15 protein-coding genes are annotated in these 15,663 nt (G+C 66.2%); 5 read left to right on the top strand and 10 right to left on the bottom strand.

Going from position 1 to position 15,663, the window contains the following annotated elements:
* Window positions 1-321, top strand: a complete 321-nt coding sequence (locus MLE27_RS04165) for a hypothetical protein (protein WP_243310627.1) — start codon at window positions 1-3, stop codon at window positions 319-321.
* Window positions 322-493: 172 nt separating this feature from the next.
* On the opposite strand, the gene fumC is transcribed toward MLE27_RS04165, so the two are convergent.
* Entirely contained in the window at window positions 494-1,900 is a 1,407-nt protein-coding gene (gene fumC / locus MLE27_RS04170) for a class II fumarate hydratase (protein ID WP_243310792.1), read from the bottom strand.
* 195 nt (window positions 1,901-2,095) lie between these two features.
* Here fumC and MLE27_RS04175 point away from each other — a divergent pair, with 195 nt between their 5' ends.
* A complete protein-coding gene (locus tag MLE27_RS04175) occupies window positions 2,096-2,629 on the top strand; it encodes a ferritin-like domain-containing protein (protein WP_243310628.1) in 534 nt (177 codons plus the stop codon).
* Between the two features lie 265 nt (window positions 2,630-2,894).
* Entirely contained in the window at window positions 2,895-5,738 is a 2,844-nt protein-coding gene (locus tag MLE27_RS04180) for a bifunctional diguanylate cyclase/phosphodiesterase (RefSeq protein ID WP_243310629.1), read from the top strand.
* A 156-nt stretch (window positions 5,739-5,894) separates the two neighbouring features.
* On the opposite strand, the gene MLE27_RS04185 is transcribed toward MLE27_RS04180, so the two are convergent.
* From MLE27_RS04185 to nth, 3 genes are read right to left on the bottom strand one after another with little or no spacing between them, the layout of a single operon-like run.
* Window positions 5,895-6,542: a YdcF family protein gene (locus MLE27_RS04185; RefSeq protein WP_243310630.1), complete on the bottom strand. Its 648-nt coding sequence runs from the start codon at window positions 6,540-6,542 to the stop codon at window positions 5,895-5,897.
* Window positions 6,539-7,663: a tRNA guanosine(34) transglycosylase Tgt gene (gene tgt / locus MLE27_RS04190; RefSeq protein ID WP_243310631.1), complete on the bottom strand. Its 1,125-nt coding sequence runs from the start codon at window positions 7,661-7,663 to the stop codon at window positions 6,539-6,541. The genes MLE27_RS04185 and tgt overlap by 4 nt, the downstream gene beginning before the upstream one ends.
* An 8-nt stretch (window positions 7,664-7,671) precedes the next feature.
* The gene (nth, locus tag MLE27_RS04195) at window positions 7,672-8,313 is read right to left on the bottom strand and encodes an endonuclease III (protein WP_243310632.1); all 642 of its coding nucleotides are present in this window, start codon (window positions 8,311-8,313) and stop codon (window positions 7,672-7,674) included.
* Window positions 8,314-8,465: 152 nt separating this feature from the next.
* Here nth and MLE27_RS04200 point away from each other — a divergent pair, with 152 nt between their 5' ends.
* The gene (locus tag MLE27_RS04200) at window positions 8,466-9,284 is read left to right on the top strand and encodes a hypothetical protein (protein WP_243310633.1); all 819 of its coding nucleotides are present in this window, start codon (window positions 8,466-8,468) and stop codon (window positions 9,282-9,284) included.
* Between the two features lie 35 nt (window positions 9,285-9,319).
* Here MLE27_RS04200 and MLE27_RS04205 read toward each other — a convergent pair whose 3' ends face one another.
* The 5 genes from MLE27_RS04205 to MLE27_RS04225 all read right to left on the bottom strand — a co-directional run bounded on the left by MLE27_RS04205 (window position 9,320) and on the right by MLE27_RS04225 (window position 14,714).
* Entirely contained in the window at window positions 9,320-10,486 is a 1,167-nt protein-coding gene (locus MLE27_RS04205; RefSeq protein WP_243310634.1) for an MBL fold metallo-hydrolase, read from the bottom strand.
* Between the two features lie 67 nt (window positions 10,487-10,553).
* Window positions 10,554-11,108 (bottom strand): pyruvoyl-dependent arginine decarboxylase, encoded by a 555-nt coding sequence (locus MLE27_RS04210; RefSeq protein WP_243310635.1) that lies wholly within the window; start codon window positions 11,106-11,108, stop codon window positions 10,554-10,556.
* 46 nt (window positions 11,109-11,154) lie between these two features.
* On the bottom strand, window positions 11,155-11,991 hold the full coding sequence (locus MLE27_RS04215; RefSeq protein WP_243310636.1) for an SPOR domain-containing protein: 837 nt from the start codon (window positions 11,989-11,991) through the stop codon (window positions 11,155-11,157).
* Window positions 11,992-12,003: 12 nt separating this feature from the next.
* Complete coding sequence (argS, locus tag MLE27_RS04220; RefSeq protein ID WP_243310637.1) at window positions 12,004-13,659, bottom strand: arginine--tRNA ligase; 1,656 nt, start codon at window positions 13,657-13,659, stop codon at window positions 12,004-12,006.
* A gap of 110 nt (window positions 13,660-13,769) precedes the next feature.
* On the bottom strand, window positions 13,770-14,714 hold the full coding sequence (locus tag MLE27_RS04225; RefSeq protein WP_341482499.1) for an ACP S-malonyltransferase: 945 nt from the start codon (window positions 14,712-14,714) through the stop codon (window positions 13,770-13,772).
* An 89-nt stretch (window positions 14,715-14,803) separates the two neighbouring features.
* On the opposite strand from MLE27_RS04225, the gene MLE27_RS04230 reads away from it, so the two are divergent.
* Window positions 14,804-15,451 (top strand): 16S rRNA (guanine(527)-N(7))-methyltransferase RsmG, encoded by a 648-nt coding sequence (locus tag MLE27_RS04230; RefSeq protein ID WP_243310638.1) that lies wholly within the window; start codon window positions 14,804-14,806, stop codon window positions 15,449-15,451.
* Here MLE27_RS04230 and MLE27_RS04235 read toward each other — a convergent pair.
* Window positions 15,418-15,639: a hypothetical protein gene (locus MLE27_RS04235; protein ID WP_336605582.1), complete on the bottom strand. Its 222-nt coding sequence runs from the start codon at window positions 15,637-15,639 to the stop codon at window positions 15,418-15,420. The genes MLE27_RS04230 and MLE27_RS04235 overlap by 34 nt on opposite strands.
* Window positions 15,640-15,663: the final 24 nt, after the last annotated feature.

Raw genomic sequence — 15,663 nt, forward strand, 5'->3', positions numbered from 1 at the left:
ATGAGGTCTTTTCTGGCGGCATGTCTTGTGTTTGGCTTGGCGGGCGCGGCCTGCGCCCAGGGCGGTGACGCCATCGTCGGCGGTGCGGCCTCCGCGCACGGCTACAGGCTCTACGGCAACGACGGCACGTATCGTGGCCGCATCGAATCAGGCAGAATCTACGGCGCGGACGGCACCTACCGTGGCCGCATCGAATCCGGCGCGATCTACGGCGGCGACGGCACCCGGCAGGACAGCCTGCGCCTGACCAGCCGGAGCGCTGCCCAGCCCGGCCCCTCGGGCCAGCAGCAGGGGCGGATCACTCCCGCCATGGGCCGCTAGCGGCCCGGCCATCTCCACGGCCCGGCAACGGCCCGACATCCTTATCCTTAGCCCGCTGGCGGCCCGAAATCCTTCCCATGGCCCGGTACGGCCTGTTTATCCTCCATAGCCTGCTGACGGCCGGGTTTCTGCCCGGAGCCCGCCGGAGGCCCGGCATCTCGTCCTTCCCGGTTCAATCCTCCTCATCCGCATGCGGGTGCGCCATGGCGTAGGCGTCCACCAGCCGGTCGAACTCCTCCTCGTTCACGAAGCCCAGCTCCAGGGCCGCATGCTTCAGGGCGACGCCGCGCGTGTGGGCGTGGTGCGCCACCTGCGCGGCCTTGTCGTAGCCGATGCTGGGCGAGAGCGCGGTGACCAGCATGAGCGAATCCTTGAGGAAGGAGTCGATCCTCGCCCTGTTGGGCTCCAGCCCGTCCACGCAGTATCGGGCGAAGTTGAGGCAGCAGTCCGCGAGTACGGCGATGCTCTGCATCACGTTGTATATCATCAGGGGCTTGTAGAGGTTGATCTCCAGGATGCCGCCCGCCCCGGCGGCGGCCACGGCCGCGTCGTGGCCCATGCACTGCAGGGCGGCCATGGTCACGGCCTCGCACTGCGTGGGGTTGACCTTGCCCGGCATGATGGAGGAGCCCGGCTCGTTGGCGGGGAGGATGATCTCGAAAAGGCCCGCGCGCGGCCCGCTGCCCAGAAGGCGCACGTCCCCGGCGATCTTGCACAGCGACACCGCCAGGGTGCGTATCGCCCCGCTGGCCATCACCAGAGCGTCGTGCGCGCCCATGGCCGCGAACAGGTTCGGGGCCACGCTGAAGGGGTGGTCCGTGAGGGCCGCGATCTCCGCCACGGCCAGCCGGGCATAGCCCGGCGGGGTGTTGAGCCCGGTGCCCACGGCCGAGCCGCCCAGGGCCAGGCGGCCCAACCCCGGCAGCACGGAGCGCAGGCGTTCGGAGGCCTCGGCCAGCATGGCCGCGTAGCCCGAGAACTCCTGCCCCAGGGTCATGGGCACGGCGTCCTGCAGGTGGGTGCGCCCGATCTTCACGATGCCCCCCCATTGGGCCGCCTTTGCCGCCAGCGAGGCCCGCAGGCGCTCCACGGCGGGCAGCAGCCCGCGCTCCAGGCCCAGGGCCGCCGCCATGTACATGGCCGCCGGGAAGGCGTCGTTGGTGGAGTGGGACATGTTCACGTGGTCGTTGGGGTGCACGGGCGCCTTGGAGCCCAGCGGCTTGCCCGCAAGCTCGGAGCAGCGGTTGGCGATCACCTCGTTGACGTTCATGTTGGTCTGGGTGCCGCTGCCGGTCTGGTAGATGCGCAGGGGGAAGTGCTCGTCGAACATCCCTTCCGCCACCTCTTTCGCGGCCCGCTCGATGAGCTCCGCGCGGGCCGCGTCCAGCTTGCCCAGGGCGCGGTTGGCCCGGGCCGAGGCCAGCTTGACCAGGGCCAGGGCGTGGACCACCTCCAGGGGCATGCGTTCCCGGCCGATGCTGAAGTGCTCCAGCGAGCGCTGCGTCTGCGCGCCCCAGTAACGGTCCTCGGGCACTTCCACGCTGCCCATGCTGTCCGATTCGATGCGCGTCGCGGCCATGCGGCTGACCTCCGTGGCGGGATTCCGGTCCATGCCCGCCTTGTCGTCCGGGGCGGGGTTTTCGTCAAGCAGCGCGCGGCGCAGTTGCTTCTTGGGTTCGCCGGGAAAATGGGGTAACAATGCCTGAAAACCGGCCCGACCGGACGGCGGAGGCCGGAGCACCCGAAACGGCAATCCAAGCACAGGAGCGAGCACATGGCGGATAGGGAAGCACGCAAGCAGAAGGTGATCGAGGCGCTGAACACGGCCAGGGCCATGGAGCTCTTCGCCATCACCCAGTACATGAACCAGCACTACAACCTGGACAACATGGATTACGGCGAACTGGCCATGAACATGAAGCTCATCGCCATCGACGAGATGCGCCACGCCGAGCGTTTCGCCGAGCGCATCAAGGAACTGGGCGGCGAACCGTGCAGCTCCTTCGACGCCGTGGTGAACAAGGGGCAGGAGGTTCGCGCCATCTACCCCTTCGACTCCAACCTGGAGGACGACACCATCGACGCCTACAACGGCTTCCTGGCCGTGTGCCGCGAGATGGGCGACAACGTGAGCGTGAAGCTGTTCGACGCCATCATCGAGGAAGAGCAGCTGCACTACAATTACTTCGACAACATCAACACCCACATCGCCACCCTGGGCGACACCTACCTCTCCAAGATCGCGGGCACGCCTTCCTCCACGGGCCCCTCCAACAAGGGGTTCGTGCTGAACCAGGGCGCGGCCTAGCGCCAGCGAGACTGACCCGCCTTGAACCGCAGCCCGGCGCAGCCCGCAAATGCGGGGCGGCGCCGGGCGCGTCTTTTTCAATCGTGGAGACGCGCCGCCGGGGCGCAACGCCCCCAGGCCCGGTTTTCAGGCTGGATTTCGGGTGGCGTATTGGCTATGCCTTGGGAAGAATTTCGCATGGCATTCGGACTACTTCTCGAGGCTTGGAAACCGGTTGCGGCGAATCCGCATCCGCCTGTGTCATACAGCTGTCCCAGGATTCATGATGTTCCGAACCGGCCGTATCGCCTCCATGACCCGCCGTACTCTGCTGACGGGGCACATCGGCCGAGGGCTCTACCTCGTGGCGGCCGTGGCCGCTGCTCCTGCCTTGTTCCTCCTCTTTCTCATCTCCATTGAACAGGTCGAATATTTCACTCAGGATACCCTGCAGGATCTGTATAACGTCTCGGAAGCGGTCGTCGTGATGCAGCGGCAGATGTCCGACAAGACAAAGCATCTGCTCACAGCTATCGACTCCATCCTGAAGTCCGTCGACCCGGACGACGTGGAGCAGCAGAACCAGGTGCTGCGCGAGTTCCTGCAATCCAACAACGAATACCTGACGTTCGCCGTGGCGGACAAGGACGGCATCCTGCGGGCGGGCGCCAAGCCGGTGCCGCAGGGAGCCTCTGTGGCCGAGCGGCTCTACTGGACAACCCTGCGCGAGACCATGGGGTTCAGCGCGGGCGAGTTCGCCTACAGCATGAGCACCAGCCAGCCCTCCTTCCATTTCGCGCTGCCGCGCTTCGACAAGGAAGGGCGCTTCAACGGGGCGGTCATCGCCACGCTGCGCATGGTCCTGCCCGAGCAGTACCTCGACCGCATCCAGCTGCCCAAAGGCACGGCGGTGGTCCTTGTGGACAACAAGGGCATCCGGCTCATGCGCCGCCCGGCCCTGCCCAACCTGCCCGAGGGCACCCCCATCGCGGCCAACATCATCGCCCGGCTGGACCAGGGGGGCTTTTCCGGCGAATTCACGGAGATCGGCGCGGACAACAAGCTCCGCCGCTTCTTCTTCAGACGGCTCTCCCTCACCGACACCGGCCCCTTCTACGCCACGCTCATCCTGGCCATCCCCGAGGCCGACCTGCTGGAGCGCAGCGAGCGCAGCTTCCTGCGCAACCTGACGTTCCTGGCCTGCGCGGCGGCGGTCTCGCTGGCATTGGCCTTCGTGCTGGGACGCTACAGCCTGGGCGGCCCGGCCTCCAGGCTGGTGGGCGCGGCCAGGCGTCTGGGCGGGGGCGACCTCTCGGCCCGCACCGGGCTGGACACCCTCGGCGGCGAACTGGGCGTGCTGGCCGGCACCTTCGACGAGATGGCCGGGAACCTGCTTCGCCGCGACAGCGAGCGCCGGGCGGCGGAAGCTGCCCTGCGCGAGAGCGAACAGAAATTCCGCACCATGTTCGACCACTCCCTGGAGCTTTTCGGGCTGCTCAGCCCCGACGGCAGGCTGATCGCCGCCAACCCCGCCGCGCTGGCCGCGGCCGGGGTGAGCCTGGACGACGTGCGCGGCCAGTACTTCTGGAACACCCCCTGGTGGAGCGACGACCCCAAGAAACAGCTCCAGATGCGCCAGGCCGTCAAGGAGGCCGCCGCCGGCGACCTCGTGCGCTTCGAGACGAGCCATACAGGCCCCGGGGGCAGGCTCCTGCAGGTGGACTTCACCCTCAAGGCCGTCATGAACGACGCGGACGAGCCCGTGCTCTTCATCGCCGAGGGGCGCGACATCACGGAGCGCAACGCCATGGAGGAGCGCCTGCGCCACATGGCCCTGCACGACCCCCTGACCGGGCTCGCCAACCGGACACTGCTGCTGGACCGCATCGGGCAGGCCCTGGCCTGGTGCAAGCGCAACCCCGGGGAGCGCTTCGCAGTGCTCTTCGTGGACCTCAACCGCTTCAAGGTCATCAACGACAGCCTGGGGCACGCCGCCGGGGACGCAATCCTGAAGGAGGTCTCCGCCCGGTTCCGGGAGATACTCCGCGAAGGGGACACCCTGGCCCGCTACGGCGGAGACGAATTCATCGTGCTGGTGCGGGGCATCGCCTCCGCGCGGGAGGCCGTGCGTCTGGCCTTCCGGCTGTTCAACGCCCTGGACGCCCCGGTGCGGGTGGACGGCATGACCGTCTCCACCAGCGCCTCCATCGGCATCGAGATCAACCCCGGGCCGCGCTCCACCCCGGACGAGCTGATCCGCAACGCCAACCTGGCCATGCACAACGCCAAGGAGTCGCGCAAGAAGTGGCCCAAGGTGTTCACCAAGCGCCTGCTGGAGAACATCAACGCCGTGCGCTTCCTTGAGCAGGAGCTGCCCCTGGCCCTGGCAGAGGGCCAGATGCGCCTAGCCTTCCAGCCCATCGTGGACGCGGGCCGGGCCGACCGCGTGGTGGGCTTCGAGGTGCTCTGCCGCTGGCGGCACCCCGAACGCGGCGACATCTCTCCCGCCGAGTTCATCCGCACCGCCGAGGAGACGGGGCTCATCGTCAAGCTGGGGCGCTGGGTGCTGGAGACGGCCTGCGGCACACTGGCCCAGTGGCGCGGCTCGCTGCCGGCCAGCGAGGAGGTCTTCCTCTCCGTGAACGTGTCCCCCAGGCAGTTGGGCGACCCGGGCTTCTTCGGCCTGGTCCGGGAGGTGATCGACCGCTACGGCCTCAAGCCGGGCCAGCTGCACCTGGAGATCACCGAGACCGCCATCATGGACAGCAGCCCCCAGGCGGTGGAGCGCCTGCGGGAGCTCTCCCGCATGGGGGTGCGGCTCTCCATCGACGATTTCGGCACGGGCTACTCCAACCTGGCGCTCATGACGCGCCTGCCCGTCTCCGACCTGAAGATCGACCTCTCCATCGTCATGTCCATGGAGCAGAGCCCGGCCAACCTGGCGGTGGTCAAGGCCATCGTGACCATGTCCCAGGCCTTGGGGCTGGACGTGGTGGCCGAGGGAGTGGAGACGCGCCGCCAGAGCGAGCTGCTGGTGGAATTGGGTTGCGGGCTGCAACAGGGCTACCTGCACGCCAGGCCCCTGGAGCAGGCCAGCGCGCAGGACATTCTGGCAGGGATGGCCGGGTAGGGCTTGGCAGCCTGTTGAAAAATCCTCGCTGGCTGTGTTGCCGCAAAAAAGCCAAACCCTCACGTATGCCAACTACGCTTCGGCCTTGGCTTTTTCTTGCGCCTTGCCAGCGATTTCATTGAACAGGCTGCAAGAATCGGCTTTTGCAGCGGGCTGTTAGCTGGCGGGGGATTGGGAGGAGCGGAACCTGCCCCCCAGCAGGTAGTAGACCGTCTTGGGGAACTCCAGCATCACCATCCGGGCGGACTCCTGCCCGCTCCACCAGGCGGTGCGCAGCGCCTCCTGCGGGGCTCCGGCCACGCGGATCTCCCAGCCGGGAAGCACATCCTTGAAGATCATGCGCGCCCGCCGCACGTGCCAGGGCGAGGTGACGACCAGCAGCTTGCCCGGGCCGGGGCCTATCTGCGCCTGGAGGGCTTCGGCCTCCTGCACGGTGGAGAGCAGGTCGTCCCCATAGTATTCGATGGCCGTGGCGGGCACGCCCTTCTTGCGCAGCACCGCGCGGTAGACCTCCTCCTCGCGGGGGTAGGCCACCAGGTTCTGGTCCAGGGCGCGCTCGCCCGGCTTGCGGTGGGTGCGCCCCACGTAGACCTTGTCCGCCATGCCCAGTTGGTAGAGCTCCGCCGCGTAGATGGGGCGCAGGAAGTCGCCGCCGAGAACCACCATGGCGTCCGAGTGTTCGGGCGTGTCCCCGGCCTGGAGCCAGTACCCGGCGGTGAGCAGCAGGGCCACGGCGGCGATGGCGCCCGCCAGCAGCAGGTGCTCCGCCACGTGGAATACCGCTCGCAGGGCCGGGCGCTTCACTCGGTCCCTCCGCCGAAAACGCCACGCCAGTGCGCGTGGTAGGCCTCGAAGCCGCCCTGGGCGATGGCCTCGCGCGCGCCGCGCGTGAGTTCCAGGAAGAAGTGCACGTTGTGGATGGAGTTGAGCCGGTAGCTCAAAAGCTCCTGGGCCACGAACAGGTGGCGCAGGTACGCGCGGGAGAAGGTGCGGCAGGTGTAGCAGGAGCACTGGGGGTCCAGGGGGGAGTCGTCCTCCTTGAACTCGGCGCGCTTGATGTTGAGTTGGCCCTGGCTGGTGAACAGCGTGCCCGTGCGGGCGTTGCGCGTTGGCAGCACGCAGTCGAACATGTCGATGCCGTTGGCGATGCCCTCCAGGATGTCCAGGGGCTTGCCCACGCCCATGAGGTAGCGGGGCTTTTCGGCCGGCAGCAGCGGAGCGGTGTGGGCCATGAGCTCGTACATCTCGGCCGTGGATTCGCCCACCGAGAGCCCGCCGATGGCGTGGCCCTCGAAGCCCATGGAGCAGATGGCCTCGGCGGAGCGCTCGCGCAGGTCCTTGAAGAAGCCGCCCTGCACGATGCCGAAGAGCAGCTGCCCGTTGCGGCCGGGCTCGTGGTTCTCGCGGGAGCGTTTGGCCCAGGCGTGGGTCAGGTCCAGGGATTTTTCGGTGTAGGCGTGGTCCGCGCCGTAGGGCACGCACTCGTCCAGCACCATCATGATGTCCGAGCCCAGGTTGCGCTGGATGTCCAGCACCTTCTCGGGGGAGAAGAAGTGCTTGGAGCCGTCCAGGTGGGAGCGGAACTCCACCCCGTCCGGGGTCAGTTTGCGCAGCGAGGAGAGCGAGAACACTTGGAACCCGCCCGAGTCGGTGAGGATGGGGCCGTCCCAGCGCATGAACTTATGCAGGCCGCCGCGCCGGGCCACCAGCTCGTCGCCGGGCCGCAGGTAGAGGTGGTAGGTGTTGCCCAGGATGATCTGGGAGCCCGCCTCCCGCAGGTCCTGCGGGCAGAGGGATTTCACGGTGCCGAGTGTGCCCACGGGCATGAAGGCCGGGGTGCGCACCACGCCGTGGGCGGTGTGCAGCTCGCCCAGGCGGGCGGGGCCGTCCTGGGCGTTGACGGTGAAGGTTCCGGGTGTGCTCATGAATATCGCTATTTGGGGTTCACGCCGTTTTTCGGGCAGATGTCGTTGAGTTCACAGGCGGGGCATTTTGGCTTGCGCGCGTCGCAGACCTCCCGTCCGAAATAGACCAGCAGGTGGTTGATCTCGCCCCAGTGCTCGCGGGGGTAGAGGGGCATCAGGTCGCGCTCGATCTTCACCGGGTCGTCGGACTTGGTCAGGCCCAGGCGGAAGGCCAGCCGCGTCACGTGGGTGTCCACCGCGATGCCCTCGTGGATGCCGAAGCTGTTGGAGAGCACGATGTTGGCCGTCTTGCGGGCCACGCCGGGCAGGGTGGTGAGCTCGGCCATGCTGCGGGGGACTTCCCCGCCGAAGTGCTCGGTGACGCGCTTGCCCGCGGCGATCAGGTTCTTGGCCTTGTTGCGGAAGAAGCCCGTGGAGCGAACGACCTCCTCCACATCCTCCTGGCTGGCGGCTGCGATGTCCGCCGGGCCGGGCCAGCGCGAGAAGAGCACCGGGGTGACCATGTTCACGCGGGCGTCGGTGCACTGGGCGGCCAGCACCGTGGCCACCAGCAGCTCCCAGGCGTTGTGATGGTCCAGCGCCGGGACGGTGGAGGGGTAGCGAACGCGCAGGCGCTCGAAAATAATGGGGGCGCGTTGTTTGGCCGTCATGGGGGAGGGGATACCCAAAACCCGGCGCGGGGGCAATGGAGGTTACTTCTGGGGAGAGTTGGCCATTTTAATTGGAAAGCATAGCAGATATGCAGTACCTCTTCGCCGAATAGCGAAGGCGAAATGTCTGACTTGCTTTGGAGGAGGATGACATGGGTAAAGAGCTAATAAGATTGAAAAAGAGGAAATTACTTCAGAAGCAAATGGCCGATATGTTGGGGCAGTCGGATCACGTATTAATTGTGCACTACTCGTGTGAGAGTTTCTATGAAAAAGTTGACGGTGTGTCCCCGCGAGTGACAGCCATAGCTGTGAGGAACTTTGGATCAGGGCAGACGGTTTCTTTTTCATTAACGCTCATCGCAGAGGAAGAACATATTGATTTTTCGTCTATAGATTCTGAATATGACAAGCTTGAAAAGGAGCTACTGCGTAGATTTTATGAATTCATTAAGACGCATCAGCATTGTCAGTGGGTACACTGGAATATGAGAGACGTCGGCTATGGTTTTGCAGCTTTAGAGCTTAGATATAGGGTTCTTGGTGGGGTTCCAGAGCTTGTCGCAGAAGAAAAGAAATTTGATTTGGCTCGCGCAATGGTGAGCTTATATGGAGCTAATTATGTTCAGCATCCAAGGCTGAATTCAATAATTTCATTGAACGACATCACGACAAAAGATTACTTGTCTGGAGCAGAAGAAGCAGAGGCATTTGAGCGGCGAGAATTTGTTAAACTTCATCTCTCAACGCTTCGTAAAGTAGATACCCTCGCTAACTTGTTTGAGCGTGCCGTGAATGGAACATTGAAAACAAATACATCATGGTTCCAACACCATGGATTTACTCCGGAGGTGCTTGTCGAGCTTGTCAAGGATCACTGGATTTACTCGCTGTCTGGCATTGTTCTTCTTGTCTTGTCGTTGTTTATAAAATTCGAAGAGCTGTTTGGTATTATCAAGAAGATGTTGTAGGCTGAATGGAGAGTGTTTCTGAGCCGGGTACCTATTTACATAGTTAACCCTTCCCCCACTTCCGGCGTCAAGAACACCCCTTCCTCCACCCCATGCTTTTTAAGCGCCGCCCGCAAATCCACCAGCGGCTGGCCGATCCCTTCGTCGGTGAGCTTGAACACCCCGTGGTGCAGGGCGATCGCCCGCCTCGCGCCCAGGTCCCGCATGGCCAGCACGGCCTCCTCCGGGTTCATGTGCGCCCCGGACATGAACCATCGGGGCTCGTAGGCCCCAATGGGCAGGAGCGCCAGCCGCACATCCCCGAACCTCTCCCGTATCAGTCTAAATGCCTGGCCCTCGCCGTAGCCCGTGTCCCCGAAGAAGACGAGCGGCCCGCCCGGGGCCTCGATCACGAAGGAGCCCCACAGGGCGTCGCGCCGATCCAGTATGCCCCTGGCTGACCAATGGTGCGCGGGCGCGGCGTGCACCCGCACCCCGGGGGCAAGCTCCACACCCCGCCACCAGTCCAGCTCGGTGCAGTCCATGCCGCCGCTCCCCTGCGCCATGAGCCCGCAGTTGCCCAGCGGCGCGATGAAGCGCGGGGCGTGCAGGCGCTGCAAGGCCGCCAAAGTTTTCAGGTCCAGGTGGTCGTAGTGGTTGTGGGTGACGAGCACCGCGTCGATGGGCGGCAGCGCCTCCAGGGGCAGGCCCGGTTCGCGCGTGCGTTTAGGCCCGAACACGCCCAGCGGCCCGGCGTGCTCCGACCAGACCGGGTCCGTGAGGATGTTCACCCCGCCTGTCTGGATGAGCACGGTGGCGTGGCCCACCACTGTGACGCGCAGGCCCTCACCGTGCACGCGCTCAGGCGGGACGTGCCGCACCCGGACGGGCACCCGCGCAGGCCACGGCACGGACCCGCGCGAGAACATCCAGCGCAGCAGGTCCGGGAAGGAGCGCTCGGCGTCCCCCCAGGGGTTGCGGAAGCGTTTGCCGTCGAAGTGGTCCGTGACGGGCCCGGGCTGGCCGCCCGCACATGAACCGGCCTTGGCCGTGCCGTTCTGGGCCGGGGCCGGGCCGGGCTGGCCGCCCGCACCCGAGCCGGTCTTGGGCGTTCCGCCCTGGGCCGGAGCTTTGGGGCGCTTCAGCCTCCCGAACGGGGTCAGCCGCCCCAGGCGGGCCAGGGCGACCCAGGCGGCGTTCAGCAGGCAGAGGGCGGTTTTCATGGCTGCGCGCTCCAAACGAAAACGCCCCGCGTGTGCGGGGCGTCGTCGTTTAATGGGTTGCCCGAGCCTAGGGCAGGAAGACCACCGCGGAGATGGTAGTGGTCCACATGCCGCTCCTGCCCTGCGTGACGCTGGGCAGCGAGGTGGATTCGATGATCTTGCCGGACATCATGTAGATCTCGCGGCGTTCGTCATAGGCGGACTCGGGGTCGAAGTCGATGCCCATGGTGGTGGCCAGCATGGTGGAGGCCAGATCCTCGGCGAAGTCGCCGATTTCCTTCTCTTCCTTGCCGAAGGCGGTGTGCTCGGAGATGTAGCCGTAGTGGTCCTTGCTGGCGGGGAAGGCCATACCCACGGCGGAGCCGACCAGGCGTCCCTTCTCGTCGGTGGCGTTGCGGGCCATGACGCAGAAGGTGATCTGGCCAGGGTTGAGCAGCGTCACGCCCTCTTCCATGGTCAAAAGGGTGCAGTTGGGCGGGTATATGCTCGACACATAGACCAGGTTCAGTTTTTCGATGCCCGCGTCGCGCAGGGCCAGCTCGAAAGACTGCAGCTTATTTTTGTGACGGCCAATGCCCTTGGTGAAAAAAGCCTTGGTCGGGACAAACGTTTGTCCGAACATTCATCGTCCTCCATGGGAGAGCCTCCCCGCTAGCGGGGGAGCCGTCTCATAAGTTTTTTTTCTCGCGAAGTATAGGCTTTTTTGCGCCCGCCTTATCCAGGGAGGATTTGATCTCGGACTCGGTGCCCTTGAGCGTCGCAACCACCCGCCAGACGGTCTTTCCGCCCACGTGGGCCTCCTGCACGGAGGCCTTCAGGCCCTTCTTGGCGAAGCGGTCGGCTTCCTCCTGGGCCTGGCTCTTCTTATCCATGGAGGCCAGCTGGTAGACGCAGCGCAGCGTTCCGCCCTCGGCCTTGGCGGCCTTCTCGTCCTTGCCCTTGGCCTTCTCGTCCTTGCCCTTCGAGGGCTTCTCGTCCTTGGCCTTGCCGGCCTTCTCATCCTTGTGCTTGCCCGCGTCCATGGGGGCGGCCTTCTTGTCCGGTTGGGCCGGGGCCGTGGCCACCTGTCCCTTGGGCAGGGGGGCGGGGGTCTTCTCCAGGGTGGAGGGCGTGGGCGCTACTCCCGGAGCCTGCGCGGCCGGGGGCTGCGCGGGCTGTTCCGGGCCCTTCTTGGTGGAGTCCACCGTGACGGTCTCGGGCGGCTTCTTGCCCTGGAGGCTGTCCATGAAGCCCAGCTCCTCGGGCTTGAGCACCTGCGGCGGCTCCTTGTTCTCGGGCTGCTGGGCCTGGGGCTGGGCCGAAGGCATGATCTGGGCCACCTGCGGCACGGCGTTCTCCGGCTTGTAGCCGCGCCCCACCAAGACGCCCAGGATGAACACCCAGATGATGCCCAGCCCGGCGACCACACCATAGGACACCAGGCTCGATACCGTGAATTCCTTGACGAATTTGCGGGGGCCTTCGTCCTGGGACTTCTGGGCCTTCATGCGGTCGACGACCTTCATGCAATGCTCCGTCTACATTTTTTCCGGGGCGGCCACGCCAAGCAGATCAAGGCCGTTGCGCACGACCTGGGCCACCGCCGCCAGGATGAGCATCCTCGCGGCCATGAGCTCCTGGTCGGGAGCGGCCAGTACCGGGTGGGCCGTGTAGTATCTGTGCAGCAGGCCGGCCAGCTCGCGCAGGTAGAAGCTCACCACGTGGGGGCTCATGGTCTGGGCGGCGCTGGCCAGGGTGTCGGGATACTGCTCCAGCATGCGCAGCAGGTCAAGGTCTTCGGGGGTGTCCAGCCGGGCCAGCAGCTCCGGGGCGGGTTTGGGCATGGCCACGCCGCGCTCTTCGGCCTTGGCGAACAGCGAGCAGATGCGGGCGTGGGCGTACTGCACGTAGTAGACGGGGTTGTCCATGGTGCGCTGCTTGACCAGCTCCAGGTCGAAGTCCAGGTGGCTGTCTGACTTGCGGGAGAGGAACATGAAGCGCGCGGCGTCCACGCCCGTCTCGGCGCAGACGTCGGCCAGGGTCTCGAACTGGCCCGCGCGCGTGGACATGGCGATCTGCTCGCCCCCGCGCAGCAGGTTGACGAGCTGCACCAGGATCACCTTGAGGTCTTCGGGGTCGCGGCCCATGGCCTGCACGGCGGCCTTCATGCGGGGCACGTAGCCGTGGTGGTCCGCGCCCCAGATGTCCACCACGGTGTCGAAGCCCCGGCGGTACTTGTTGGCGTGGTAGGCGATGTCGGAGGCGAAATAGGTCAGCTCCCCGGTGGACTTGCGCAGCACGCGGTCCTTGTCGTCGCCGAACCGGGAGGTGGCCATCCAGAGCGCGCCCTCCTGGTCGTAGGCCAGGCCCTTCTCGTGCAGTTCGGCCAGGGTGGACTCCACCTCGCCCCCGGCCACCAGGGACTTCTCGGAGAACCAGACCTGATGCTCCACGCGGAACTCGGCCAGATCCTTCTTGATGCCGTCCAGGATGGACTTCATGCCGTACTCGTAGCAGATGTCCTGGGCCTTCTCGGGGTCCATGTCCGCGATGGAGGGCCCGTGCAGGGCGATGACCTCGCGGGCCAGGTCGATGATGTAGCCGCCCTTGTACCAGTCCTCGGGGTAGGTGACGGGCTTCTCCAGCACTTCCAGCAGGCGAACCCAGATGGACATGCCGAGCAGGCGCATCTGGCGGCCCGCGTCGTTGATGTAATATTCGGTGGAGACCTCGTGCCCGGTGGCCCGCAGCAGCCTGGCCAAACTGTCGCCCACGGCCGCGCCGCGCCCGTGCCCGATGTGCAGGGGGCCGGTGGGGTTGGCGGAGACGTACTCCACCTGCACCTTGCGGCCCTTGCCCGTATCCTGCTTGCCGTAGGCGTCTGCTTCCCCGAGGATCTGCGTCACCGTGCTATGCCAGAAGGCGGGGGCGAAGGTGACGTTCAAGAAGCCCGGCCCGGCCACCTCCACCTTGGAGAGCGAGGGGTCGGCCGCCAGCAGGGCCGCGCGCAGCTCCTCGGCAAGGTCGCGGGGCTTTTTGTTAAGCTTCCCCGCCGTGAGCATGGCCACGTTGCAGGCCATGTCGCCGAACTTCTTGTCCTTGGGGGGCTCGATGCTGGCTTTCTCGGGCCAGGCGGCGCCCATTTCGGAGAGAATGGATTCCAGAAGCGACTTGAGATGGGTGATTGCGCGCATGGTGCTCGGTGTCTCGTTGTATGCCCGCGGGGGCGCTCACGTTGTGCGCGCGGCGGGAGCGTTGGCTCCGGCCGCGCGCGGGGCTGCGGTCAATTCCGGGCTGGGCCGCCTCAGCAGGGCTGGTAGGCCTGCGCGGCCTCCAGGCCGGCCACGGAGACGGCGCTGAAGTCGTCCTTGCCCTCCAGGTTGGGCTTGACCATCTTGGTCAGCACGCCCTTGGGGCCGATCTCCACGAAGTGGCGCGCGCCGTCCGCGTAGAGGGCGCCCACGGTGTCGATCCAGCGCACGGAGGAGGTCATCTGGCGGGAAAGCAGGCCCTTGAGCGCCATGGGGTCGGCCTCGGCCGCGCCCGTGACGTTGCAGTACACCGGCACGGAGGGGGCGCGCCAGTCGGCCTTCTCCAGCACCTTGGCCAGCTCGGCGGCGGCCTCGGCCATCATGGGGGAGTGGAACGCGCCGCTCACCGCCAGGGGGATGGCCCGGCCCTTCACTTCCTTGCAGAGCCCGGCGGCCTGGTCCACTGCGTCCTTGCGGCCGGAGATCACGTACTGCCCGGGGGTGTTGTAGTTGGCCACCAGCAGGGTGCCGCCCGTGGCTTCGGCGGCGCGGGCCACGATGGACTCCACGTCGGCCAGCGACACCTTGAGGATGGCGGCCATGGCCCCGTCAGCGCCCCCGGCCTCGGCCATGAGCCTGCCGCGCAGGCTGACCAGCTCCAGCACCTGGGCGGCGGGCAGCGCACCGGCTGCGGCCAGGGCGGCGTATTCGCCCAGGCTGTGCCCGGCCATGCCCATGGGGGAAATCTTCTTGGCCACCGCGCGCCAGAGGTTCAGGGTCGTCACCGTCATGGCTGGCTGGAGGTTGCGGGTGTCGGCCATGGAGGCGTCGTCGCCGTCCCAGTATATGTCGCGCAGCTTCAGGCCGGAGACCTTCTCGGCGGTCTTCCAGAGCTCCATGCTGTCGGCGTCGGCCTCGGCCAGGTCGCGGCCCATGCCTTTTTCCTGGGAACCCTGTCCGGGGAAGAGAACTGCGGTAGCGCAGGGGGTGGTGGTCACGGTTGCAAGCTCCTTGCAGGCGGTGTCGGTCCGCCGCGTTGGTAGAGCATCCTTTGACGGGCGTCAATTCTTGGGCCATACCCCGGCGCATGCAGCATGGCAATCCCGACCCCAGGCAAGTGGCCCAGGCCGCCCAGGAACTGGGCCGTACCCTGGACGAAGCCCAGGCTCAGGCCCTGGCCGCGTATCTCGGCCTTCTGGAGAAATGGAACGCCCGCACCAACCTGGTGGGCCCGCGCACCTGGCGGGCCATGCTGGAGGAGCTGGTGGCGGACAGCTGGCACCTGGCGGATCTGCTGGCCGGGCTCGACCTGCCCGAGAACCCCGTGACCCTGGATTTCGGGGCCGGGGCTGGCATCCCGGGGGTGCCGCTGCGCGTGTTCTGGCAGGCGGGGAGCTATGTGCTCATCGAGCCCAGGGCCAAGCGCGTGGCCTTCCTGCGGCAGTGCCTGGCCATGCTGCGCCTGCCGCGCACCGAGGTGTTCGAGGGGCGCTGCGAGGCCCTGCACCGCGAGGCGGACGTGTGCCTCTCCAGGGCCTTCCAACCCTGGCCGGAGTTCCTGGGCACGGCCGCGCGGCACGCGCGCGGCGGGAAGCTCCCCCTGGTGGTGGTCTTCTCCAATGAGGAAACACCGGACGGCCCGATCCCCCACGGGTACGGGCTGGCCTTGTCGCGGGCCTATCCCAGCCGTGGGCGCACGGGCTACTGCTGGGTCTTCTCGCCGAACATCTCCTGAAGGGAATCCTTGAAGATGAGCTTGGTGGCCAGCACGTCTGCCTGGTCGGCCAGGTTCATGAGCTTTTCCAGGAAATCCAGGATGCGCCCGCGTTTTTCCTCGTCGGCGTATTCGAAATCCATCTCCAGGTCGCCCGAGGCGAAGTAGGCCTCCAGCTTGTCCAGATATTTCGTGTCGAACATGGGCATGGCTGCGTGTCCTTATTCGTGCTT

The sequence above is a fragment of the Fundidesulfovibrio agrisoli genome, assembly GCF_022808715.1.
In the GTDB taxonomy this organism is placed as follows: domain Bacteria; phylum Desulfobacterota; class Desulfovibrionia; order Desulfovibrionales; family Desulfovibrionaceae; genus Fundidesulfovibrio; species Fundidesulfovibrio agrisoli.

What these genes read in the sequence shown, in the direction of transcription:
- nth (WP_243310632.1), bottom strand. Translation starts at nt 8,313, where the DNA reads ATGACGGCCAAACAACGCGCCCCCATTATTTTCGAGCGCCTGCGCGTT.
- MLE27_RS04180 (WP_243310629.1), top strand. Translation starts at nt 2,895, where the DNA reads ATGTTCCGAACCGGCCGTATCGCCTCCATGACCCGCCGTACTCTGCTG.
- MLE27_RS04205 (WP_243310634.1), bottom strand. Translation starts at nt 10,486, where the DNA reads ATGAAAACCGCCCTCTGCCTGCTGAACGCCGCCTGGGTCGCCCTGGCC.
- MLE27_RS04230 (WP_243310638.1), top strand. Translation starts at nt 14,804, where the DNA reads ATGCAGCATGGCAATCCCGACCCCAGGCAAGTGGCCCAGGCCGCCCAG.
- tgt (WP_243310631.1), bottom strand. Translation starts at nt 7,663, where the DNA reads ATGAGCACACCCGGAACCTTCACCGTCAACGCCCAGGACGGCCCCGCC.
- MLE27_RS04210 (WP_243310635.1), bottom strand. Translation starts at nt 11,108, where the DNA reads ATGTTCGGACAAACGTTTGTCCCGACCAAGGCTTTTTTCACCAAGGGC.
- MLE27_RS04200 (WP_243310633.1), top strand. Translation starts at nt 8,466, where the DNA reads ATGGGTAAAGAGCTAATAAGATTGAAAAAGAGGAAATTACTTCAGAAG.
- MLE27_RS04215 (WP_243310636.1), bottom strand. Translation starts at nt 11,991, where the DNA reads ATGAAGGTCGTCGACCGCATGAAGGCCCAGAAGTCCCAGGACGAAGGC.
- MLE27_RS04175 (WP_243310628.1), top strand. Translation starts at nt 2,096, where the DNA reads ATGGCGGATAGGGAAGCACGCAAGCAGAAGGTGATCGAGGCGCTGAAC.
- argS (WP_243310637.1), bottom strand. Translation starts at nt 13,659, where the DNA reads ATGCGCGCAATCACCCATCTCAAGTCGCTTCTGGAATCCATTCTCTCC.
- MLE27_RS04165 (WP_243310627.1), top strand. Translation starts at nt 1, where the DNA reads ATGAGGTCTTTTCTGGCGGCATGTCTTGTGTTTGGCTTGGCGGGCGCG.
- MLE27_RS04235 (WP_336605582.1), bottom strand. Translation starts at nt 15,639, where the DNA reads ATGCCCATGTTCGACACGAAATATCTGGACAAGCTGGAGGCCTACTTC.
- fumC (WP_243310792.1), bottom strand. Translation starts at nt 1,900, where the DNA reads ATGGCCGCGACGCGCATCGAATCGGACAGCATGGGCAGCGTGGAAGTG.